Here is a 20501-nt window from a genome sequence, read left to right on the forward strand (position 1 = left end):
CTGTGAGCGAAAAGTGGCCGATCGCAGCCATCGGCCCGAAGGTCAGTGCCGAACGGTCGGCAGCGTGAAGGCGGCGGTGCGGACCACATCGCCGTGCTTGAAGTCCAGAAAGAGCCGGTAGGTCCCCGGTCCCGGCACAGCGGTGTGGAAGGTGATATCCGGGCCGGGCGCGGTGACGCCGTCGCCGGGCGCACCGTTCGGGTGGACGTGCACGTAGGCCAGATCACCGGCGCGCAGAATCACCAGGTGCCCGTACGCCGCGAGGTACGGCTGCAGATCGGTGACCGGACGGCCGTCCTTGCGCACGGTGAGGGTCAGCAGGCGGCCCGCACCCGGGACGAGATCGCCGTCGAGGGCCACCTCGTACCCGTCCACCTCGGCGATCCGCGCGGGCGCGGGCACCGGCTGCGGGTCGTAGGCGCCCGCAACGGCGAAATCGGCGCCGAGCGTGATGGTCTTGCCGAGCGCGCGCGGCGCGATATCGGTGAACGCCCGATATGCCCCTGCCGCAGGGAGATTCAGCCGCACCGACCAGGCGCCGTCGGCCGCGAGTTCCGGATGCACATGCCAGAAGCCGGTCAGCTCCCGCTGCACGATGATCAGATGCAGCTCGCGATCGTGCAGCGGAGCGTAGTCGAGCACCGCCTCGCCATCCGGTCCGAGAATGCGGAACCGGAACTCGAATTCACCGGTGTGCCTGATGGTTTCGGCGAGTTCGAGGGTGTACCCGTCCTGGCTGACCTGCAAGCCGCCGGGCAGTGCGGCGGCGTGCCCGGCATGGGCGTCGTGACCGGCGTGCGCAGCGTGCGGATCGGCTGCGACGTGGTCGCCGCGAGTGAAGTGGACCACTACCTCCGCCCGTACCGCGAGAAGACGGCCCACAGTGCCGCGCCCAGAATCGTTGCGGCGAAGCCCATTTCGCAAACGGGAAGCCATCCGCCGGCCTGGTACGCCACTCCCGCCGACACCGAACCGGTCACGCCGCCGAGGAAGTAGGTGACCATATAGGCCGTTGTCAATCTGCTGCGCGCCTGGGGAGCGAGGACATAGATGGCGCTCTGGTTGGACAGATGAATGCCTTGAATTCCGAAGTCGAACACCACCAGCGCCACGATCAGCACGACGACCTGATGGCCGCCCCAGGCCAGCAGACCCCAGCTGACCAGCAGCACCGCCCACATCAGCGTGGTGACCAGCCGCAGATATCCGCGGTCGGCGAGGCGGCCCACCACCGGTGCGCCCAGCGCGCCCGCCACCCCGGCGAAACCGAACAGGCCGATGACGAACTCCGGATAGTGGAACGGACTCGAGTGCGCACCGGCGAGCAGGAAGGCCAGTCCGGTCCAGACCGCCGAAAAGCACGCCATGCCGATGAATCCGAATGCCATGCGGTGCCGCAGTACCGCATGCGTCCGAATGAGCGCCGGGATGGAGGCGAGCACCTGCGAGTACCGCTCCTTCGGTGCCGTCGGGGCCGTATTCGGCGCCAGCAGGTACACGCTCACCGCCATGAGCAGCTGAATTCCGGCCGCCACCAGGAGCACCGCCCGCCAGCCGCCGAACTGCGCGATGGCACCGGACAGCACCCGGGACAGCAGAATGCCGAGCAGCAGTCCGCTCATCACCGTGCCTACGATTTCGCCGCGCCGCTCCGGATCCGCGAGCGCCGAGGCCCACGGCACCACCACCTGCGCCGCCGAGGCGGTGATTCCGGTGGCGAACACCGCGATCAGCAGTATCGGGAAGTTCGGCGCCACCGCGGATATCAGCAACGCGGCGACGGAGGTGGCCAGCAGCGCCGGAACCATGCGGCGGCGGTTCAGGAAATCGCCGAGCGGCACCAGCAGCGCCAGGCCGGACAGGTAGCCGACCTGGGCGGCGCTGACCAGCAGGCTCGCGGCCACCGTCGATATCCCCAGATCATCGGCGACCTGCTGCAGCAGCGGCTGCAGATAGTAGTTGCAGGCGGCCGAGGACCCGGCCGTCAGCGCGAAGACGAGCACCGTCAGACGGGTCAGCTTCGCGGTCGCGGCGGGGGCAAGCGTGGTAGTCACACAAGCGATCTTCTGCGTCATTGCCGATCAATGGAAGCGATGAATTTCGATGCCACTATCTATGAAATCGATAGCTGCTTAGGATCGGGTCATGGAGATCCGCCAGATCGAGTGCTTTCTCGCCTGCCACGAGCATCGCTCCTTCACCGCGGCGGCCAAGGCGCTGAATCTGGTGCAGTCGGCCGTATCGACGAGTGTCGCGAAACTGGAGCATGAGCTCGGCGCCCGGCTGTTCGACCGCACACCGCGCGCGCTCGAGCTCACCGATGCGGGTCACGCCATGGTCGAACCGGCGCGGTCGCTGCTGCGCGCCCGCCGCGATATCGTCGATGCGATCGATACGGCGCACGGACAGGTGCGCGGTGAGGTTGTCATCGGCAATCTCATGAACGTGCACAGTGTGGACCTCGCCGCGGCGATCGCCGACATACACGAACACTTTCCACAGGTGACAATGCATATGCGACAGAGCATTTCGGGTGTGGCGGGCAATATCGCCGGATTGCGCGACGGCAGTCTGGACATCGCGTTCCTGATCGGATCGACCATGGATCTGCCGGGGATCACCCAGCACCTGGTGAGCGCGGAGACCCTGGTGCTGTGCACCGCGCCCGAGCATCCGCTGGCGGGCAGGCCCTTTCGCGCCGCGGACCTCATCGGCGTCCGGTTCATCGATTTCGCCCCCGGCTGGGGTATTCGGACCATTGCCGATACCCTGTTCCCCCAGCGGCTTCCGGTCATCGAGGTCGCCGATCAGGTCTTCGCATTGGAGTTGGCCGCGCGGAATTTCGGTATCACGCTGACCGCGCGATCGGTCGCCCAGCGCATGCCGGGAATCGTGTACGCGGAACGTATCGGCGAGCCCATACCCTGGCAGATCTCCATCGGTCACGATGCCCGGCGCACGCCCTCCCATGCCGCTCGCACCGTGATGGACGCTCTGCGCCACGGTGCGGTGCCCCCGGGAACGGGTCATCATGCGCGGTGACGGCGACGGCTGGTCCCGTGATCTCGACGGCGTCCGGCACTGGGGCCGATTCGGTGCGGCCGGGCTGCTGCTGCGGGCGCCACTGGACGAATATGGCGGCGCCGCAGTGCTTTTGCAGCTTCGGGCGCGGGGCCGGGCGGACACCCGGGGCACCTGGACCATCCCCGGCGGTGCGCGCGACAGTCATGAATCCGCCGTCGAGGCGGCGCTGCGCGAGGCCTGGGAGGAGACCCGCGTCGACCTCCGGCGGGTGATCGTGCGCGGTGAGCGCGTCTCGACCACCGCGATCGGCGGGTGGACGTACACCACCGTGGTCGCGGATGCCGCAGCGCTGCTCCCGACCGTGCACGATCGGGAGAGTGATGAACTGCGCTGGCTGCCCGAAGCCGAAATCGAGGCGCTGCCTTTACATCCCGACTTCCGGGCGGCCTGGCCGCGACTGCGGGCGCGACCGGTGTATCTCGGCGGCGACGACGAACTGCACCACCAGGCCGCGCGCACGCTGCCGCGCACCGTCGATCTGGGAGCGCAGGGGTTCGTGCGGTTGTACCGGTCGGGGGCACCGCGGGGCCGTACCGCGCGGCTCACCGAGGGGCCGATTCCCTTCTACCAGAAGCCTTCCGAGGAATTGCTGCTGCGACCGGACCAGGTCTTCGATCAGCAGCAGCCGGCATGATTTCGCCCAGCACTTGACCTCAACAGAGGTTGAGGTACCAGACTGTCGATCATGAGTCGCCGCGACTCCCCCGATCCCTCGCACCGCCTGCCGGCGCGAGCCGCGCCCCGCCGAGTTCCGTACACCCGTCGGCGGGGCGCGAAACCTTTCCAACGCCGCTGCGGACGGTCATGGGCGCTCGATCGGCCCGAGAGCAGATACTCACAGCCCGAGAGCCGATACTCACAGGATGAGTTCCGATGCCCTGGCGGCCCTGCGCACCGAACGCGAGACACTGCTCGGCTTCTGCCGCGATCTCACCGACGCTGAATGGGCGACGCCGAGCCTCGCGGAAGGCTGGCGCGTGCAGGACGTGGTGGCGCATATGACGGCGCTGTCGCGCGCGCTGATCACCCCGGCCGCGATCACGTCCATGTTGTCGCGGGATATCGAGCAGTCGAACAATGCCCCGGTCGACAAGGCGCGATCCCAGTCGCCGCGGCAGGTGCTCGACGGGTTCGAGGCCTGGAGCCGTCGCGGGATCACCGCGCTGCGGGCGTTCACGCTGCCCGGTGTGCGCCGAATCCCCTTGCCGGTGGCGGAAATCGGGACCTATCCGCTGCGCATCTTCCCGTCGCTGTTCCTCTTCGACTGGCACACCCATCTGCGCCACGACATCGCACCCGCCCTCGGCCGTCCCGCCCCGGATACCGACGCCCCGCGCATGGCCGCCATCCTGGCCTGGCTGATGACGCTGCTCGAGCAGTCTCAGCGGACCCGGCTGAACTGGCTCGACGCACCCCTCACCCTCACCCTCGACGGACCGGGCGGCGGCACCTGGCGCATCGAACCCGCCACCGGCGGCCGCCTGCGCGTCCGCCCCGGCGCCCCCGGCGGCGCGGCCGCCCACATCACCGCCCGGGCCCTCGAATTCCCCCAGTGGTCCACCACCCGCCGCCCCTGGACCGAATCCGACGTCACCCTCACCGGAAACACCGACCTCGCAACACATTTCCTCAACTCACTCAACCTCGTCTGAGCTACTGATTGCGGGTCGCGTTGCGGGCGGTGCCGCGGTGGGCGGTGAGGGTGGCGGGGTCCTCCGGCCAGGCATGTTTGGGGTAGCGGCCGCGCAGTTCGGCGCGGACCTGGGGCCAGCCGGTGCGCCAGAAGGAGGCCAGGTCGGCGGTGACCGCGATCGGGCGCCGGGCGGGCGAAAGCAGGTGCAGGAGAATGGATGCGCGGCCGTCGGCCAGGCGCGGCAGGTCGGTCCAGCCGAAGATCTCCTGCACTTTCACCGCGAGCACCGGCGGATCGGCGGAGTAGTCGAGGCGGACATTGCTGCCGGAGGGCACCTCCAGGCGCTCCGGAGCCAGCTCATCGAATCGCGCGGCCTCGGGCCACGGCAGCAGGCGGCGCAGCGCCTGTCCGGCATTGACGCGCTCCAGGTCCGAGCGACGGTGGGCAGTGGAAAGCTCTGGGCCGAGCCAGATTTCGGGATCGGCGAGCAGGGTCGCGTCATCGACGGCGGGCCAGGGTGCGCCGAGGGTGCGGTGCAGAAAGTCCAGGCGCTGACGCAGGGCGACGGCATCGTCGTTCCAGCGCAGCAGCCCGAGTCCGGCCGATTCGAGTCCGCGGCGCAGCGCCTGACCGACCAGGGCGCGATCCGGATGACGTAAAGGCTTCTCGGACAATACGATCGCCCCGAGTCGCTCGACCCGGCGCGCAATGACGTCGCCGTCGACCCAATCCACCTCGTCGACAGTCGCGACCAGACTCGGAGCGGCCCGGCGGGCGAGTTGCTCATCGGCGGTGGCCGCCAATCGAATGCGCCCCTCGGCCTGACCGGGATCACGGGAGGCTCCCGCCACCGCCAGCCAATCCGATTCGGCGACACCGGAACCCGGCGGCAGCGTCACCGCCGTTCCACCCGCCATCAGATAGCTCGCCGACCCGGCCCCGCGCCGCCGCGCCAATCGCTCCGGATATGCCAGTGCGGCAACAAGAGCCGGATCGTCCACCGATGCGGCGGTGCGAGCCCGGCCCGGCGCGCCCTCCGACGCTTCCGTCACCAGCCGGGTGAGCCGCTCGACCTCCCGCAGCCAGCGCGCGGGCCGCTCGGCCCGCAGTGCGCGAATCCCCGCCACCAGATCGACCTTCGACACCACGGTGTCATCGTCGAGCAGCGCGACCACCTCGGCGGCCGACCGCGCTCCCACCTCCGCGGCGCCGTCGAGCAGCGCCCGCGCCAGCCGCGGGTGCAATCCCAGCGCGGCCATTCGCCGTCCGCGATCGGTCACGCCGCCGTCGCCGTCCACTGCGCCCAAGGCCCGCAGTACTTCTCGCCCGGCCGCCAGTCCACCGGCCGGCGGCGGATCCCACCAGCCCAGGCCCGAACCGTCGGGGGTGCCCCAGCAGGCCAGCTCCAGGGCCAGCCGGGTCAGATCGGCGGCCCGAATCTCCGGCTCCGGATAGGCGGGCAGGGTGGCATGCTCGTACTCCGGCCAGCAGCGCCAGACGTGCCCCGGGGCCTCACGCCCGGCTCGCCCCGCGCGCTGATCGGCCACCGCGGTCGAAACCCGCACTGTCGCAAGGCCGGACAGACCACGCCGATGATCTACTCGCGGTATCCGGGACAGTCCGGAATCCACAACGGCCCGCACGCCCGGCACGGTGAGGCTGGATTCCGCTACGGCCGTGGACAATACGACCCGCCGCCGGGTTCCCGGGCGCAAGGCGACATCCTGGGCGGCCGCCAACAGCCTGCCGTGCAGCGGGACCACATCGACCTGCCCCAGACCGGACAGCCGCTCGGCCGTCCGCCGGATCTCAGCCGCACCCGGCAGGAAAACCAGGACATCCCCGTCGATTTCGGCGAGCGCGGTGCGCGTCGCCCGCGCGACCTGCGCCTCGATTCGCTCCTTCGGCAGCGGCGGAACATACGACAGCTCCACCGGATACGCACGCCCGTGCACCTCGAGCACCGGAGCGGGCCGCGCACCGCCGAGCAGCACCGAAAGCCGTTCCGCGGCAACGGTTGCCGAGGTCGCGAGCACTCGCAGATCCGGCCGCAGGCCGCTGCGCGCATCGAGCAGCAGCGCAAGCAATAGATCGGCATCCAGATGCCGCTCATGGCACTCGTCGAGCACCACCACATCCACCCCGGCCAGTTCCGGATCGCTCTGCAAACGCCGCACCAGCAGCCCGGAGGTCACCACCTCGACCCGACTCCGCGCACTCACCCGCCGGTCCCCACGCACGGAATATCCGACCGTCTGCCCGACCTGCTCCCCCAGTAGCGCCGCCATCCGCCCCGCCGCCGCCCGCGCCGCCAATCGCCGCGGCTCCGCCACCACGATCCGCCCACTCGTCCCCGCCGCCAGAGCCAGCGGAACCAGCGTCGTCTTACCGGTCCCCGGCGGTGCGACCAGCACGGCCGTACCCCGCGCGGCCAATGTCCCGACAATCTCGTCGAGCGCGGCACGAACCGGCAGATCAGGAAGTTCAGGCAGCTTCATTGCCGACCAGTCTGCCGCCCGCACCCGATTCGCCTCGACATCAGGGCCGCGTCAGCAGAGTTGCTGCTGGTCGGCCGCGACTCACCAGGCGAAGATGCCCGGCAGCGTCTCGTGCAGCGGCGGCAGACCGTCGTCCTGGCGTTCGGTCAGGCTGAACATTTCGATATCGCGCCAGGGGTGCGCCCAGCGCAGCGAATCCATCTGGAAGGTGACCTGCTCGCCCGATTCCGGCTCCACCACGATCACGGTGTCATCGTCGTACTCGCTGGGACCGACCGCGGTGTCCCACATCCGATCGAAGTGCGGATTCACCTGGCACGCGTGCCGGATCGCGGCGATCTCGTCCTCGGGCACGAGGCCGATCGAGTTCTCCTTGAGGATGTACACGAGCCGGTGCACGATGCTTTCCCAGTTGTAGAGCACCCGCTGCGCCCGCGGGTCGGTCATCATCTGGACGATCACATTCACCGGGCGGTCCGGTGTGCCCAGCGCCGGGTTCAGCCACGGGAACATATCGATCGCGCGCGCATTGGCCGCCAGCACGTAGTACTCCGGAACGCGGTGCAGGAAGGCGGGTCCGGGCATCCGATTCATCAGGTGCAGTTCGCCGGCGGTGACCGCGGACAGCGATCCGGCAGCAATGGCGAGATCCTCGCCCATCACCATCGACCACACCTTGCGGCGCTTGTGGCGGGGCAGGGCGAGCGCATTGCACCAGGAGCGGATCGTCGCCACCGTGGGCACCCGCTGTCCGTTCTCGTACTTCTCGAATCCCGAGTTCGACATGAACAGCAGCGCGGCGACCTGCGCCTGCGTCAGTCCGAGTTCGAGCCGCTGCCGCTGCATGTAATTGCCCAGCATCTTGTGCTCACTGCCCTGGGACTCGGCCTGAACGGCACGCATTGCTCTCCCCTTGCTCTCTCGTCTGTGCTGTGTCAAATAGTTTGGCGCGCAGGCATACACGCCTCATCGTTCAAGCCGGCGGCGAGGTCCAGAACGAGATCGGCCATGGCGGCCAGCGCGAGGACATCGGCATCGGGCGACGGCAGGCGCAATGCCTCACGCACGGCCGAGCGGATCAGCAGCCCGGCCTCCACCAGCGTGTCGGCATTGGTCGCCAGGCGCAATCGGGAGATTTCGCGCGAGCCCTCGACGGTGTCGTAGCGGCGGGGCGCGATCGCCACGATCTGCTGCGCCAGAGCCTCGGTGCGAATCAGCAAGTTGTCCAGGTCATCCCACGCCATCCGCCGGCGCACGCGCGCGGTCGGCCGGGAAGGGGAGATCTGATCGACTTCGCGCACAATGCGTCTGGCGAGTGCGATGAACGCCTCGATTTCCCGCAACCGGTAGGTGCCTGGCAGTTCGTCCGCCAGTGTCGGATCCATTCCCCATACCGCACTAACGGTAGCGCTGTAGCGCTGGAGCATTGCCAGAACGGCCACAGCGCGATGCTGCTGCCCTGCAACGGGTCCGGAACCGAGCCTGATATCCATCCCCTGCCCGATGGCAGCACAGAGCTCCGCACAGTCTCGCTGTGTGCCGCTCGTGCCCGCAACCATGTGGTGAGCGTGTCACGAACCTATAAGTGGCCACTAAATAGTCACGGCCGCAACACAATAAGCGCGCGCCAAGAGAGCATCGACGCCGACGCTGGAACGACTTCGATTGTGCAGCAGCGGCTGCCGGTTCCGCACCGCCCCGAGGCCACCCAAGTTGGGCGGGTTAGTTCAATTGACACGGTGTCGAGCGTCAGTGAGGCGCACCACTTGGCCTTCGACTACGGCGTTGGGTAGCGTCGGCCCATGATCAGGTCGATTAGGCGTTTCGGGGCATTGGCAATTGCGGGAGTTGTCGCAGCCTCACTGTCCACCGTATTGAGCACCGGCACCGCGATCGCCGAGGACAACAACGATCCGATCATCGCATCGAAGAAACTGCTCGCGGATCCGGTGGCTCCCGACGGTTCGAAGCTGGTATCCGGAACTGTCGACGGCCGCAATTTCACACTGCAGGTCCACTCCACCGCGATGGACAAGAACATCACCGTCAAAGTCCAGCGTCCCAATGACGCCTCGCAGCCGCGGCCGGTGCTCTATCTCCTGAACGGCGCGGGCGGCGGCACCGATATGGCAACCTGGTGGCACAACACCAATATCGGCGATTTCCTCGCCACCAAAGATGTGAATGTCGTGATGCCGGTCGGCGGCGCATGGGCCTATTACACCGACTGGAAGCAGGACGATCCGGTCCTCGGGCGCAATGAATGGAAGACCTTCCTGCTCGACGAATTGCCCCCGCTGATCGATCCGGCCCTGAACACCAACGGCGCCAGCGCCATTGCGGCCAATTCGATGACCGCCACCGCGGTGCTGCAGCTCGCGATCGCCAAGCCCGGCTTCTATCAGGCCGTGGCCGGCTACAGCGGCTGCGCCCAGATCGCCGATCCGATCGGCAAGCGTTTCACCAAGCTGGTCGTGGAAACCTACGGCGGCGGCGACGTCAGAAATATGTACGGCGATGACGACGATCCGGCCTGGGCCGCCAACGATCCGGTCATCAATGCCGAAGGCCTGCGCGGCACCAGGCTTTTCCTCTCCGACGGCAGCGGCCTCCCCGGCCCGCACGACCATATCGGCGACCCCACCATGCTGAACCCCACCCAAATGGGCCTGGCCAACCAAATGATCGTCGGCGGCGTCATCGAAGCGGCGGTCAACTACTGCACCCACAATCTCCAGAACCGCCTGAACGACCTGAATATCCCCGCCACCTTCGACTTCCAGCCCACCGGCACCCATTCCTGGGGCTACTGGCAGGACGCCTTCTACGCCTCCTGGCCCACCCTCGCCGCCGGCCTGGGCCTCCCCGCGTAACTCCCCCTCCGGATAGCCGGCAAGTCGAAGCCGGCGCACAACCTCACAGCCCGCATCCTGCGGCTGTGAGGTTTTGTCATTCCAGGGCAAGACAATTCGGCTCAGCTAATTTACAGTTATCGAGATTTACGGGGTCCCCATCGCTGTTTTGCGCTGAATCAAGGAGATATACGACGATGACCAAGGTATTGATCGGCGCGCTTGTGACCGCCTGTACGGTTTCCGGGGTGTTCGCCGCCTGGTCGGCGCCGGAGGCGGCGGCCGTGCCGACCCTCATTCCCGAGCAGGCGACCGTCGGCTACGGGCCCGAGCAGACGTCATTCGTCTCCGCATTCGCCTACAACGTGGCCAATCCCCATGTGGCGCCGGTCGGTGCGAACGATTGGTCGTGCACACCCTCGGCAGAACATCCGCGGCCGGTCGTACTGGTGCACGGCACCTGGGTCAATGAGTACAACAGTTTCGCGCGCCTCTCACCGGAGCTCGCACGGCAGGGCTACTGCGTTTTCGCGGCCGTCTACGGGGATGAAGAAGACAGTCTCATCGGCAGGCTGCCCGTCATTCGCGGCTCCGGTGACCCGGTCGCGGGGGCCAAGGAGGTGGCGCGGTTTGTCGATGCGGTCCTCGAGCACACCGGCAGCAAACAGGTAGATATGGTCGGCTATTCGCTCGGCGGGCCGGTGACCAGACAGTACCTGCGGTTCGAAGGTGGAGCCGATCGCGATGATCCCGCGAAGAACAAGGTGAAAACCGTTGTGACGCTGGGCGGAACCAATCACGGGACCACCCTCGACGGCATCGGCGCGCTCGGCGCGCAGATCAATGCGATCGGCCTGGATGTGCTCGGCCTGACGCAGGTCGTCATCGGGCCCGCCGGCATCGACCAGGTGGTCGGCTCGGACTTCGTGCGAAACCTCAATGCGGAGGGCGATACCGACCCCGGCATCGACTACACCGTGATCGGCACCCGCTTCGATGAGGTGACCACGCCACCGCAATCGACGTTCCTGGGCACCGGCCGCGGTGCGACCGTTCGCAATATCTGGCTGCAGGACGGCTGCACCAGCGACTTCGCCGATCACCTGAGCATGATGTACGACCCGCGCGCCCTCCACTACGTCAGCGCGGCACTGGATCCGACCGCCTACGCGAACCGCGTCCCGCCCTGCGGTTTCCAGCCCCCGGCCTTCTGATCCCGACTACCGCTTGCACATTTCGGTTAATGGCATTAACTTCTAGTTAGTGCCATTAACCACGCTGCAGGAGCTGACATCATGACCGCAATCGCCACCACCCGCACCACTGCCGGGTCCCTCCGCACGGTTCCCGCTCTCGCCGGAATCGGGTACGCACTGTCCTGGGTGATCGCCCTCTCGGTTCCGGTGCCCAACTCCGCATTCGGTGATTCCGGGAGTGCGCTGGTCACCAAGATGGCCGGGCATGCCGTCGCCATGGATGTGAACAACCTGTTCAGCGAGGGACTTCCGGCGATCGGGCTGGTTCTGGTCTCGCTGTGGCTGGCGCGGGCGGCCGGCTGGTCCCGGGCGGGCCGCATTACCGCGGCCGCGGGCGGGGTGGCGGCGGCCATCTCGCTGGTCGAGTTCGGCATCGGACTCGCACTGGCCCGGACGACCACCGCCGATACCGCGCACCTGCTGTTCCACTCCCTGAACCGGCTCGACGGAGTCAAGATGTTCGTGCTGGCGGTGATGGGTGTGGCCGGCGCCATGACCGGGATGCTGCCGCGCTGGCTGCGCTACACGGGGATTGCCATGGCGGTCGCCATTGCCGGATCGGGCTTCGCGTATCTGTTGCTCAGCTCCGGTTTGGCTACCCTGGCCTACGTGTCCCTGCCATTGCTCATCGTGTTCGTCACCGGTACCGGCATCGCCCTCGGCCGATCGGCCGAATAGATGCCCCGTGTCGGCCTGACTCCGCAAAGGATCGTCACCGAGGCCGCGACCGTCGCCGATGAGGTGGGCCTGGACAGGCTCACGCTGGCGACGGTCGCGAAGCGCTGTGGCGTCTCACTTCCCGGGTTGTACAAGCATGTCGACGGACTCGACGCCGTCAAGCGGGACATCTCCGTTCAAGCCACGCGGGAGCTGACCGCGAAGCTCGCGGCGGCCACCTCCGGTGTAGCGGGAAAGGAAGCGCTGCAAGCGCTTTCGGCGGCATACCGCGAGTACGCCAGGGCTTACCCCGGCCGCTATACGGCGAGCGTCCGGGCGCCCGCCGCCGATGATCGGGAGCACGAGGAAGTAGCGGTGCAGGCGGTCGGCGTCATCAGCGCCGCCCTCAAGGGCTACCGGCTGGAAGGCGCGGATCTGATCCACGCCATTCGCATCTGGCGCATCGCCTGCCACGGCTTGGCATCCCTGGAAGGCGCGGGAGCCTTCGGCCTCCCCGACCCGATGGACGAAACATTCACCCGCTTGATCGACGCCCTGGACGCATCCTTCCGCGCCGACAGCTGAGCCGGTCCCCGGAATGCGCTGCGGCGCAACCGTTCAGCGGTAGAGCGTCGGTTCGATCACCAGATCGAAGAATGGAACGTCGACCCGAATCGGAGCGAGCGCGGTCGCATCCAATGTCGCCGGGTCGGTATCCGGCCCCGCGAAGACGCAGTGCCCGTTCGGATTGATCACCAGCGACCGCCCCGGCGCACCACCGCCGGCGAGTGCCGCGGCGCCGGGAATCTGCACCCGAGCCGCGCCCCGCAGTTCGACGGCAGTCCCCGGAGCCACCGGAATCACCTGGTGCACCCAGGGCGCGATGAACGGATGCGCGACAACGGTCGTCCCGTCCTTCCCGTCCCGCACCTCCGCCCGCGGCACCTGAATCGGCGAATATCCCGGCGTCAACAGCTGATCCTGACCGTAACCAGCACCATTGGCCACCTGTGAGTAATCCGGGCTGAACGTTTCGGCCCGGGCACTCCCCGCCCCGAGCAGCGTGCACGCAACGCCGATTCCCACTGCGATGCCGGTGCCGATAGCGAGTGTCCTCATGCCTCAGAGTGTGCGGATCGAGGCACCGCCCGAATAGATTTACAATCAGGGCGATTGGTCCTATTTGGGGCTGATGTTTCGACTACAGCGTGATTCCCACGGCCGCGTTCTGCTCCCGGTCCGCCATCCAAAACCCATAGTTCGCAGCGGCTCCGGCGAATCGGGCAAGGTCCTGCGGGGTCGGCGGCGTGAGCGCCTCGCTGACCGGCCTGCCCGCATCCCGCATGAACCGGCCCAGCCGGTTGGTCGCCACCACCAGCACGATCGCCGGAGTACTGCCGATATTGCGCCAGGCGTGCGCCGCCGCGCCACCCATGTGCACGTAATCCCCCGCCGCGGCCCCCAGCCACTCCGGCGGATTGTCACTGTCTCCCCGCAGCACCTGCACCGCACCGGAGACCACGACGAACCCCTCGGTGTCCGAATGACTGTGCAATGGCACGAATCCGCCGGGCGGAACCACCCCGCGCATGACACAGAAATCGTTCTCGTCGTCGTCCGGTGCGGTCATGAATTCGATGGTCGGACCGAGCAGGTCGATGATCATCCCCGTTGTCGGGTTTCTGTCGATACTCATGAAAACCAGCCTCGGGCAACACCTTCGGCAGCGGAATCACGCGGCGGCGAAACCGCGGATTCTTCCACCCGAGCGCAGTGTCGTGACCGATATTTCCACCCGAATCGCGATGCCTGTCAGAGGCAATGGCCGGTATGCCAATCCATGACGTCACCCCACGCCTGAATGACCGGATCGTTCTGCAGCACATCCACCGACGCGCCCCCGAGCACCGCGGTTTCCGCCTCCGCCTCGATCGCGGCGTCACCGGTGAGCTCGGCCGGCGCATTGTCCCGGAACCCCTGCGCCCGAGTCACCGCGCCCGCCCGGTCAGCAGGCGGATTGTTATGGGCCAGATCGGTATAAAGCCCTGTGACATAGGCACTCTCACCACAGGTGTCATAACCGACGGGCGTCGCCGCGGCGACCCCACCGGCAACTCCGCCGATCGCGGTCAGTGCGACGAACACTCCGGCAAACGCGGTCAGTCGATACATGGGAATCTCCGATTCGATTGCAGTGGAAGAGCTGCGGCGAAACTAGAGCGACCGCCTTTCAAGGCCATTACAAGACGGCGCGCTCAAGCCGAAGGCGATCGATTCGCGGCCACGAGGAATCTCTCCAGCACGTCGTTGAACGGCTTTCCGGTATCGGGCACCAGATGACCGCTACCGGGACAAACCGCGCGTGCCGCGCCGGTCCGCTGCGCGATGGTGTCGCAGATGATCTCGTTGGCATCCATATGCCCGCCGGAAACAACCAGCATCGGGAACGGCGCACGCCGCAACCGCGACAGTGGCAACTCGGCCTCGTCGGGTGGTCGCGCACCGAGCAGCCGGCGCATTCCGTCGATCAGAACCGGTGCGGGCGGATCGGCCAGTTCGACCTGCGCACCGACGACGGCCAGAAACTCGCGCAATGCCGTCGCGGGCGGAAGTTCGACCGCTTCCAGAGCCGCCCGCACCCTCGCCCCGAACGCGTCCACAACCGGAACACCGCGCGCCACTCCGCTCGCAGGCGGTTCGATCACCGTCAGCGACAACACATTTCGAGGACTGCGCACCGCCGCGTACATGGCGACGATCGCACCGTAGGACGTGCCCACAAGATGGACAGGCCGGTCCAGTAATTGCTCAGCGACGAGCAAGGATTCGATCTCGAAATCCTGCCTGCCGACCCCGGGCGTCCGCCCGTGCCCAGGCCGGTCCGGCGCAAGCAAGGTCCACCGTTCGCTCAACTCACGCTGCGCCCGCCACGTCTCCCGCCCGCCCAGCACACCCCCGTGCACAAGCACGACCCGCGGTCCCCTGCCCCACTGATGGATGTACATGTCCGCAACGGTAATGGCCAGGCCTTTCAACGAAATTAAAGGACCGGAGTGTTCTTTGCGGAGACACGGTCGAGGGCGGACTCGCTGCGTTGTCCGCCGGTGGGTCAGCGGGCGGCGCGGGCGATTACTTCGCGGGCCAGGGCTCGATACTGTTCGGCGCCGCCGGATTTGGGGGCCCAGGTGGTGACCGGTTCACCGGCGATGCTGGCGTCGGGGAAGCGGACTGTTCGGGAGATGCGGGTGCCGTAGACCTGGTCGCCGAAGACTTCGACCACTCGGGTGAGCACCTGGCGCGAATGCAGGAGGCGGCGGTCGAACATGGTGACCAGAATGCCGAAGAGGCTCAGGCGCGGGTTCAGTCGGTCGCGGACCTTGTCCATGGTGTCGGTGAGCAGCGCGAGGCCGCGCAGGGCGAAGTACTCGGGCTCCATCGGGATGATCACACCGTCCGCGCAGGCGAGTGCGTTCACGGTGAGCAGGCTCAGCGACGGCTGGCAGTCGATGAGGATGTAGTCGTAGCGATGACGGATCGGCTCCAGCACCCGGCGCAGCGACTGCTCCCGGCCGACCTCGTTGACCAATTGGATCTCCGCGGCGGACAGGTCGATATTGCTCGGCAGCAGATGCACATTGTCGACGCCGGTCTCCATCAGCACATCGTCGACCGGCGGCGCGGATTTCCCGAATAGGTCGTAGACGGTCAGCTCGAGGTCGTTGACGGCAACGCCCAGCCCCGCGGACAGCGCACCCTGCGGATCGAGGTCGACTAGCAGCACGCGCCGGCCCTGCTCGGCAAGTGCGGCACCCAGATTGATGGTCGACGTGGTTTTACCGACGCCACCCTTCTGATTGCACAGAGCAACGATCTGCGCTTCGCCCTGGATCGCCTGCGCTTCGCCCGAAAGGGTTGCCAACATGTTGCCAGGCTAGCCGGACAGCTCCGTTTCGGGCCGAAGCGACGCATGAGTCATTGCTCACGAATCGACATCCGCAGGTGCAGGCCATCCCGACAAGCCGAAATGCTCATCGCGCCAGAACAGTTCCAGACCCGCATCGGTGTAGGGCACCGTATCCGCCGGAATCTCCTCACGATGAAACCACCGCAGGTCCGAGCATTTGTGCGGTTCGGCATTGAACGGTTCGCCGATCCATTTGTCGGCGTGAAAGAAGAACCCGACTCGCCCCTGCCCATCGGGCGCCCGCAGATGCAGTGCGGCGACCATACGAATATCCTTGCGGCTCAGCTGTATACCGATCTCCTCGTGCGCCTCACGAATCATCGCGGCCTCCAGGTCCTCATCGGGTTCGAGCTTTCCGGACGGCAGATTCCACAGCCCATCCGAGTACCCGGTATTCGCACGGCGCGCGAGCAGGATCTCATCGCCCCGAGTCGCGATGAGCAGCACGTCGACGAAACTTGTGTAGGTCATCCCGTATTCCTTCGGTCAACTCTTGTGCGTCGGTCGACTGACGGGCAGTGAATGCCCCGTCTCCAGCAGGGATTTCAGATCGCTGAGCATGAACGGGTAGCCACCGCCGAAACCTTCCGATTCCAGGTCGCCGGAGATGATGATCGAGATGAGCGGGGCGCCGGCGACGTCGTGAATGACGGTCAGGGCGCAGGTGCCGTCGCCGCGGTCGCGAATCTCGTAGCGCAGATAGGTTTCCGGCGCCGCGGCGAGGTTTTCGTCGCCGAGGAAACGGATGCGGGCGCCCCACAGTGTCGGCGGGGCGTAGTCGGTGACCGTGCCGCGAATGATGATTTCGGGCTCGGTATCGATCGGACGGGGTCCGGACGGAGCGAATACCGTGAATGCGCCGCCGATCCGGGGTTCGATCATGCTGCGGCCGCCGAATCCGTAGCGCACGGTCCAGTCCGGATCGGTCACGGCCTGCCAGATCCGCGCGGCCGGCGCGGCAATGATCACGCGATGGATCTGCGTCGTCTCCGGGCGCGCCCGCGCGAGGACTTCGTCGAAGCTCACGATTCCAGGTCCCTTTTCAAATCGGTCAGTGCGGAGATCTGCTGTTCGGTGAATTTGTCGATCCAGCGATCGTGAATCAGCCGAATCGGCACGGGATTGAGGTAGTGCAACTTCTTCCGCCCGCTGCGGACGGAAGTCACCAAGCCCGCTTCCTCGAGCAGCCGGAGATGTTTGCTGATGCCGAAGCGGGTCATCTCCGACCCGGATTCCAGCTCGGTCAGCGTCTGGCCGTCCCTGACGAACAGCGCGTCCAGCAGTTGCCGCCGGGTGCGATCGGCCAGCGCCTTGAACACCGCGTCCTCGTCCACGCCCGCCACTTTATACGAGACCTATCGGTCACATGATCATTGACATGTGACCTTTTGGTCACCTATCGTCGAGGCATGAAACGCTACATAGTCCTCTACCTCGCACCCCTGTCCGTCGCCGAACGATTCGCCCAGGCCACGCCCGCGGAAGCCGCGAAAGGCATGCAGCTGTGGGCGGATTGGAGCAATCGGATCGGCGCCGGACTCGTCGACGGCGGCAAACCGCTCGGCAATGCACGCCGCATCACGCCGACCGGCGTCTCCGAGACCGACAGCGGCGTGATCGGAATGTCCATCCTCCAGGCCGAGTCCATGGACGAGGCGCTGGAAATGGTCGACGGCCACCACCACCTGCACTGGGCCGAGCAGTGCGAGATCGTCGTACTCGAGGAACAACCGATTCCCGAACTGCAGCACTGACCCCCGGCCGCCGGGGCGAAACAATTAGAACGTGTTCTATATTCGGGGGACCGTTCCGGCGATCCCTTGGGAGCTCACGACATGTACCAGTGGTCCGACGAAGACCTGATGTTCCGCGACGCACTGCGCGGGTTCATCGACAAGGAGCTCAAGCCTCACGTCGACCAACTGGAGAGCGGCGCACTGCCGCCCTTCGACATCATCCGCAAGATGTACGCGACCTTCGGGCTGGACGAGATGGCGCGCGAAGGGCTGGAGAAGACCCTGGCCCGGGAGGAAGCGGGCACCACGGGCAAGTCGGGCGGCGGGTTCAGCGGGGCGGGCAGTATGGGGGTAATCCTCAATAGCGAGCTCGCCGGAATCAGCCTGGGCCTGGTGGCGTCGATGGGCGTGAGCCTCGGGCTGACCGTCGGCACCATCCGCACGCGCGGCACCCTCGCGCAGAAGAAGCGCTGGCTGCCCGAACTGGTCACCATGGAGAAGGTCGGCGCCTGGGCGATCACCGAACCCGATTCGGGCTCGGACGCTTTCGGCGGTATGAAGTCCTATGTCCGGCGCGACGGCGCGGACTACATCCTCAACGGGCGCAAGACCTTCATCACCAACGGCCCGTACGCGGACGTCACCGTCGTCTACGCCAAGCTGGACGAGGAGGACGGCACCGATCGCCGCGACCGCAAGGTGCTGACCTTCGTCCTGGACAAGGGCATGCCGGGATTCGTGCAGAGCGCCGCGTTCAAGAAGATGGGCATGAACTCCTCCCCCACCGGCGAGCTGTTCTTCGACAATGTGCGCATCACCCCCGACCGTCTGCTCGGCGAGACCGAGAGCCCCGCCAAGGGCGACGGAAAGGACAGTGCCAAAGAGTCTTTCGCCGCCGAGCGCATCGGCATCGCCTCACTGGCGCTGGGCATCATCAACGAATGTCACCGGCTCAGTGTGGATTACGCGAAGTCGCGCAAGCTGTGGGGTAAGGAGATCGGCCAGTTCCAGCTCATCCAGCTCAAGCTGGCCGAGATGGAGATCGCTCGAATCAATGTGCAGAACATGGTGTTCAACGCCATCGAGCGCACGGCCGCCGGTGAGAAGGTCTCCCTGGCCGAGGCCTCGGCGATGAAGCTGTACTCCTCGCGCGCCGCCACCGAGGTCGCCATGGAGGCCGTCCAGCTGTTCGGCGGCAACGGTTATATGGCCGAGTACAAGGTGGAGCAGCTCGCCCGCGACGCCAAGTCTCTGATGATCTACGCGGGCAGCAATGAAATCCAGGTCACCCATATCGCCAAGGGCCTGCTCAGCCGCTAGTGATACGAAAGCTGCTGGGCTCGAATCATTCTCGAACCAGCAGCAGATCGACGCTGATGTTCCCCCGGGTTGCCCGTGAATACGGGCACACCTGGTGGGCGAGGTCCATCAGCCCGGTGGCCAGGGCGGGATCGATGCCGGGCAACCGCACGGTCAGGGTGACGGCGAGGCCGTAACCGATATCCTCCGGGCCGATTCCGACCTGTGCGTGCACGGCCGAACCGGCGAGATCGACGCGGGCGCGGCGGGCGACGATGCGCAGCGAATTGTGAAAGCACGCCGCATATCCCGCGGCGAACAGCTGCTCCGGGTTGGTGTGCCCCACGTCGCCGAGTTCGTGAACGGCCAGATCCAGATCGAGCAATTTGTCGTCGGTGGCGACGTGACCGTTCCGGCCGTCTCCGGTGGCGAGGGCAACCGCGGTGTAGCGGATCTCATCGGGCATGAATCCAGCTTCCCCCCTCAGTGCGCGCCCGGGCGCACGATCATGAGGACGACGACCGCCGCCCAGAGCAGGTTGTAGATCCCGGCCAGCATGGAGAGTCTGCGCAGGCGCTCACCGTCGTCCGGCTTGTCGAGAGCCTCGCGCTGCAAAGGGTGAATGAACGCCGCCAGAAGACCACCGGCGAGGAAGGTCAGCGCCATGGCGAGGGTGATCCAGATTTCACCCATGCGGCCTTGAACCTCGGCCAGAATGATGCCCACCACCGGCACTACGAGCGACAGCAGTGCATAGCTTCCGGTGATTCGGTGAAATGCCTTGGCCACTGCGAGATTTCGCTCCTCCGCGGGAGGTCCCGCGGTGATGGCCACCGGCGCGTAGCGCGGGAACAGGCTCGCGGCGACCGCCGATCCGCCCACCAGAACGATCGCGGCCAGCACGTGTATCGACAGCAGCGCCTTTTCCATGACTCCCCTTCCATCCTTCAGTCACACTGAAGCATAGTGATGAGCTTCAGTCTGGTTGAAGGTTGTGCGAAAGCTCACGGAATGCGCGAAACCTGGAATCAGGACGCGTTTCGACGCGCGAACGCGGCGGCGATGGCCGCGCCGACCTCTCGCCGGAACAGGTCCGCCTCCGACCCGAACAGCTGCTCGTCCACCTCCGCGACAACTTCTTCCGCAGCCCGCAACAGTCGCCCGCCCTTGGCGGTGAGTTCGATCGTCGACGCCGACCCCGCACGCGCCGTACGGTCCCGCACCAGGCCGCCGGCAACCATCGCTTTCACCGCGGTGTGCACGCTCTGAACACTGATCGCGCCCATCCGCGCCAGATCACTGAAGGACGCCCCCGGCACGCTCGCAATATGACCGAGCAGCGCGAGCCGGGCAACGGTGAGATCCAGCGGCGCCAGCGCCGCACCGAGTTCCGCCTCCACCCGATGCGCCAAGGTCAACACGATGATGGACGCGCTGGCGGGCGGCGGCGCGGGGCGATCGCTCTCAGTGGTCACCGGCCCATTTTCCAGTACCGGTCCATTCGCCATCGCGAGGCACCCGG

25 protein-coding genes are annotated in these 20501 nt (G+C 66.6%); 9 read left to right on the forward strand and 16 right to left on the reverse strand.

Translation table 11 applies throughout. The features are described from left to right. Positions 1-42: 42 nt before the first annotated feature. Entirely contained in the window at positions 43-849 is an 807-nt protein-coding gene (locus OG326_RS38770) for a hypothetical protein (RefSeq protein WP_327142071.1), read from the reverse strand. After that, positions 849-2054 carry an MFS transporter gene (locus OG326_RS38775; protein WP_327142072.1) on the reverse strand — a complete coding sequence of 402 codons (1206 nt, stop codon included), beginning with the start codon at positions 2052-2054 and terminating at the stop codon, positions 849-851. The genes OG326_RS38770 and OG326_RS38775 overlap by 1 nt, the downstream gene beginning before the upstream one ends. Positions 2055-2145: 91 nt before the next feature. Here OG326_RS38775 and OG326_RS38780 point away from each other — a divergent pair, with 91 nt between their 5' ends. From OG326_RS38780 to OG326_RS38790, 3 genes are all read left to right on the forward strand, one after another. Continuing rightward, a complete protein-coding gene (locus OG326_RS38780) occupies positions 2146-3042 on the forward strand; it encodes a LysR family transcriptional regulator (RefSeq protein WP_327142073.1) in 897 nt (298 codons plus the stop codon). Further along, complete coding sequence (locus OG326_RS38785; RefSeq protein WP_327142074.1) at positions 3032-3718, forward strand: NUDIX hydrolase; 687 nt, start codon at positions 3032-3034, stop codon at positions 3716-3718. The genes OG326_RS38780 and OG326_RS38785 overlap by 11 nt, the downstream gene beginning before the upstream one ends. A gap of 229 nt (positions 3719-3947) precedes the next feature. Beyond that, complete coding sequence (locus OG326_RS38790) at positions 3948-4736, forward strand: maleylpyruvate isomerase family mycothiol-dependent enzyme (protein WP_327142075.1); 789 nt, start codon at positions 3948-3950, stop codon at positions 4734-4736. Position 4737: 1 nt separating this feature from the next. Here the strand turns inward: OG326_RS38790 and hrpB are convergent, their stop codons facing one another. The 3 genes from hrpB to OG326_RS38805 all read right to left on the reverse strand — a co-directional run bounded on the left by hrpB (position 4738) and on the right by OG326_RS38805 (position 8600). Then, positions 4738-7215, reverse strand: a complete 2478-nt coding sequence (hrpB, locus tag OG326_RS38795) for an ATP-dependent helicase HrpB (protein WP_327142076.1) — start codon at positions 7213-7215, stop codon at positions 4738-4740. Between the two features lie 81 nt (positions 7216-7296). Beyond that, positions 7297-8118, reverse strand: coding sequence for a helix-turn-helix domain-containing protein (locus tag OG326_RS38800; RefSeq protein ID WP_327142077.1), 822 nt, complete (start codon positions 8116-8118; stop codon positions 7297-7299). A 32-nt stretch (positions 8119-8150) separates the two neighbouring features. After that, positions 8151-8600 carry a hypothetical protein gene (locus tag OG326_RS38805; RefSeq protein ID WP_327142078.1) on the reverse strand — a complete coding sequence of 150 codons (450 nt, stop codon included), beginning with the start codon at positions 8598-8600 and terminating at the stop codon, positions 8151-8153. 417 nt (positions 8601-9017) lie between these two features. On the opposite strand from OG326_RS38805, the gene OG326_RS38810 reads away from it, so the two are divergent. From OG326_RS38810 to OG326_RS38825, 4 genes are all read left to right on the forward strand, one after another. After that, positions 9018-10088, forward strand: coding sequence for an alpha/beta hydrolase (locus OG326_RS38810; RefSeq protein ID WP_327142079.1), 1071 nt, complete (start codon positions 9018-9020; stop codon positions 10086-10088). A 176-nt stretch (positions 10089-10264) separates the two neighbouring features. After that, positions 10265-11281 carry an esterase/lipase family protein gene (locus tag OG326_RS38815; RefSeq protein WP_327142080.1) on the forward strand — a complete coding sequence of 339 codons (1017 nt, stop codon included), beginning with the start codon at positions 10265-10267 and terminating at the stop codon, positions 11279-11281. An 81-nt stretch (positions 11282-11362) separates the two neighbouring features. Then, positions 11363-12001: a hypothetical protein gene (locus OG326_RS38820; protein WP_327142081.1), complete on the forward strand. Its 639-nt coding sequence runs from the start codon at positions 11363-11365 to the stop codon at positions 11999-12001. Beyond that, a complete protein-coding gene (locus OG326_RS38825; protein WP_327142082.1) occupies positions 12002-12565 on the forward strand; it encodes a TetR/AcrR family transcriptional regulator in 564 nt (187 codons plus the stop codon). 33 nt (positions 12566-12598) lie between these two features. Here OG326_RS38825 and OG326_RS38830 read toward each other — a convergent pair whose 3' ends face one another. The 8 genes from OG326_RS38830 to OG326_RS38865 form a co-directional block, all read right to left on the reverse strand. Further along, entirely contained in the window at positions 12599-13099 is a 501-nt protein-coding gene (locus OG326_RS38830) for a hypothetical protein (RefSeq protein WP_327142083.1), read from the reverse strand. Positions 13100-13181: 82 nt separating this feature from the next. Further along, on the reverse strand, positions 13182-13676 hold the full coding sequence (locus OG326_RS38835) for a cupin domain-containing protein (RefSeq protein WP_327142084.1): 495 nt from the start codon (positions 13674-13676) through the stop codon (positions 13182-13184). Positions 13677-13792: 116 nt separating this feature from the next. After that, positions 13793-14152 (reverse strand): hypothetical protein, encoded by a 360-nt coding sequence (locus OG326_RS38840; protein ID WP_327142085.1) that lies wholly within the window; start codon positions 14150-14152, stop codon positions 13793-13795. Between the two features lie 83 nt (positions 14153-14235). Next, positions 14236-14985, reverse strand: coding sequence for an alpha/beta fold hydrolase (locus OG326_RS38845; protein WP_327142086.1), 750 nt, complete (start codon positions 14983-14985; stop codon positions 14236-14238). A 104-nt stretch (positions 14986-15089) separates the two neighbouring features. Continuing rightward, complete coding sequence (locus OG326_RS38850; protein ID WP_327142087.1) at positions 15090-15902, reverse strand: ParA family protein; 813 nt, start codon at positions 15900-15902, stop codon at positions 15090-15092. A 57-nt stretch (positions 15903-15959) separates the two neighbouring features. Beyond that, positions 15960-16415: an NUDIX hydrolase gene (locus OG326_RS38855; RefSeq protein ID WP_327142088.1), complete on the reverse strand. Its 456-nt coding sequence runs from the start codon at positions 16413-16415 to the stop codon at positions 15960-15962. Between the two features lie 15 nt (positions 16416-16430). Then, complete coding sequence (locus OG326_RS38860) at positions 16431-16970, reverse strand: SRPBCC domain-containing protein (RefSeq protein WP_327142089.1); 540 nt, start codon at positions 16968-16970, stop codon at positions 16431-16433. Next, entirely contained in the window at positions 16967-17278 is a 312-nt protein-coding gene (locus OG326_RS38865) for an ArsR/SmtB family transcription factor (RefSeq protein ID WP_327142090.1), read from the reverse strand. Before OG326_RS38865 ends, OG326_RS38860 begins: the two co-directional genes overlap by 4 nt. 75 nt (positions 17279-17353) lie before the next feature. Between OG326_RS38865 and OG326_RS38870 the strand changes: the two genes are divergently transcribed. Both OG326_RS38870 and OG326_RS38875 read left to right on the forward strand, forming a co-directional pair. Then, on the forward strand, positions 17354-17698 hold the full coding sequence (locus OG326_RS38870; protein WP_327142091.1) for a hypothetical protein: 345 nt from the start codon (positions 17354-17356) through the stop codon (positions 17696-17698). 81 nt (positions 17699-17779) lie between these two features. Further along, positions 17780-19000, forward strand: coding sequence for an acyl-CoA dehydrogenase family protein (locus tag OG326_RS38875; RefSeq protein ID WP_327142092.1), 1221 nt, complete (start codon positions 17780-17782; stop codon positions 18998-19000). 25 nt (positions 19001-19025) lie between these two features. On the opposite strand, the gene OG326_RS38880 is transcribed toward OG326_RS38875, so the two are convergent. From OG326_RS38880 to OG326_RS38890, 3 genes are all read right to left on the reverse strand, one after another. After that, on the reverse strand, positions 19026-19445 hold the full coding sequence (locus OG326_RS38880) for an Ohr family peroxiredoxin (RefSeq protein WP_327142093.1): 420 nt from the start codon (positions 19443-19445) through the stop codon (positions 19026-19028). Positions 19446-19462: 17 nt separating this feature from the next. Beyond that, positions 19463-19909, reverse strand: a complete 447-nt coding sequence (locus tag OG326_RS38885) for a hypothetical protein (RefSeq protein WP_327142094.1) — start codon at positions 19907-19909, stop codon at positions 19463-19465. Between the two features lie 98 nt (positions 19910-20007). Beyond that, positions 20008-20454 (reverse strand): MarR family winged helix-turn-helix transcriptional regulator, encoded by a 447-nt coding sequence (locus tag OG326_RS38890; RefSeq protein ID WP_327142095.1) that lies wholly within the window; start codon positions 20452-20454, stop codon positions 20008-20010. Between the last annotated feature and the right edge of the window lie 47 nt (positions 20455-20501).

Source organism: Nocardia sp. NBC_01327 (assembly GCF_035958815.1).
Taxonomy (GTDB): domain Bacteria; phylum Actinomycetota; class Actinomycetes; order Mycobacteriales; family Mycobacteriaceae; genus Nocardia.

Coding starts and splice junctions, on each gene's coding strand:
- OG326_RS38855 (WP_327142088.1), bottom strand. CDS start 16,415: ATGACCTACACAAGTTTCGTCGACGTGCTGCTCATCGCGACTCGGGGC.
- OG326_RS38830 (WP_327142083.1), bottom strand. CDS start 13,099: ATGAGGACACTCGCTATCGGCACCGGCATCGCAGTGGGAATCGGCGTT.
- OG326_RS38870 (WP_327142091.1), top strand. CDS start 17,354: ATGAAACGCTACATAGTCCTCTACCTCGCACCCCTGTCCGTCGCCGAA.
- hrpB (WP_327142076.1), bottom strand. CDS start 7,215: ATGAAGCTGCCTGAACTTCCTGATCTGCCGGTTCGTGCCGCGCTCGAC.
- OG326_RS38785 (WP_327142074.1), top strand. CDS start 3,032: ATGCGCGGTGACGGCGACGGCTGGTCCCGTGATCTCGACGGCGTCCGG.
- OG326_RS38820 (WP_327142081.1), top strand. CDS start 11,363: ATGACCGCAATCGCCACCACCCGCACCACTGCCGGGTCCCTCCGCACG.
- OG326_RS38780 (WP_327142073.1), top strand. CDS start 2,146: ATGGAGATCCGCCAGATCGAGTGCTTTCTCGCCTGCCACGAGCATCGC.
- OG326_RS38800 (WP_327142077.1), bottom strand. CDS start 8,118: ATGCGTGCCGTTCAGGCCGAGTCCCAGGGCAGTGAGCACAAGATGCTG.
- OG326_RS38835 (WP_327142084.1), bottom strand. CDS start 13,676: ATGAGTATCGACAGAAACCCGACAACGGGGATGATCATCGACCTGCTC.
- OG326_RS38810 (WP_327142079.1), top strand. CDS start 9,018: ATGATCAGGTCGATTAGGCGTTTCGGGGCATTGGCAATTGCGGGAGTT.
- OG326_RS38840 (WP_327142085.1), bottom strand. CDS start 14,152: ATGTATCGACTGACCGCGTTTGCCGGAGTGTTCGTCGCACTGACCGCG.
- OG326_RS38790 (WP_327142075.1), top strand. CDS start 3,948: ATGAGTTCCGATGCCCTGGCGGCCCTGCGCACCGAACGCGAGACACTG.
- OG326_RS38850 (WP_327142087.1), bottom strand. CDS start 15,902: ATGTTGGCAACCCTTTCGGGCGAAGCGCAGGCGATCCAGGGCGAAGCG.
- OG326_RS38815 (WP_327142080.1), top strand. CDS start 10,265: ATGACCAAGGTATTGATCGGCGCGCTTGTGACCGCCTGTACGGTTTCC.
- OG326_RS38825 (WP_327142082.1), top strand. CDS start 12,002: ATGCCCCGTGTCGGCCTGACTCCGCAAAGGATCGTCACCGAGGCCGCG.
- OG326_RS38875 (WP_327142092.1), top strand. CDS start 17,780: ATGTACCAGTGGTCCGACGAAGACCTGATGTTCCGCGACGCACTGCGC.
- OG326_RS38885 (WP_327142094.1), bottom strand. CDS start 19,909: ATGGAAAAGGCGCTGCTGTCGATACACGTGCTGGCCGCGATCGTTCTG.
- OG326_RS38805 (WP_327142078.1), bottom strand. CDS start 8,600: ATGGATCCGACACTGGCGGACGAACTGCCAGGCACCTACCGGTTGCGG.
- OG326_RS38845 (WP_327142086.1), bottom strand. CDS start 14,985: ATGTACATCCATCAGTGGGGCAGGGGACCGCGGGTCGTGCTTGTGCAC.
- OG326_RS38880 (WP_327142093.1), bottom strand. CDS start 19,445: ATGCCCGATGAGATCCGCTACACCGCGGTTGCCCTCGCCACCGGAGAC.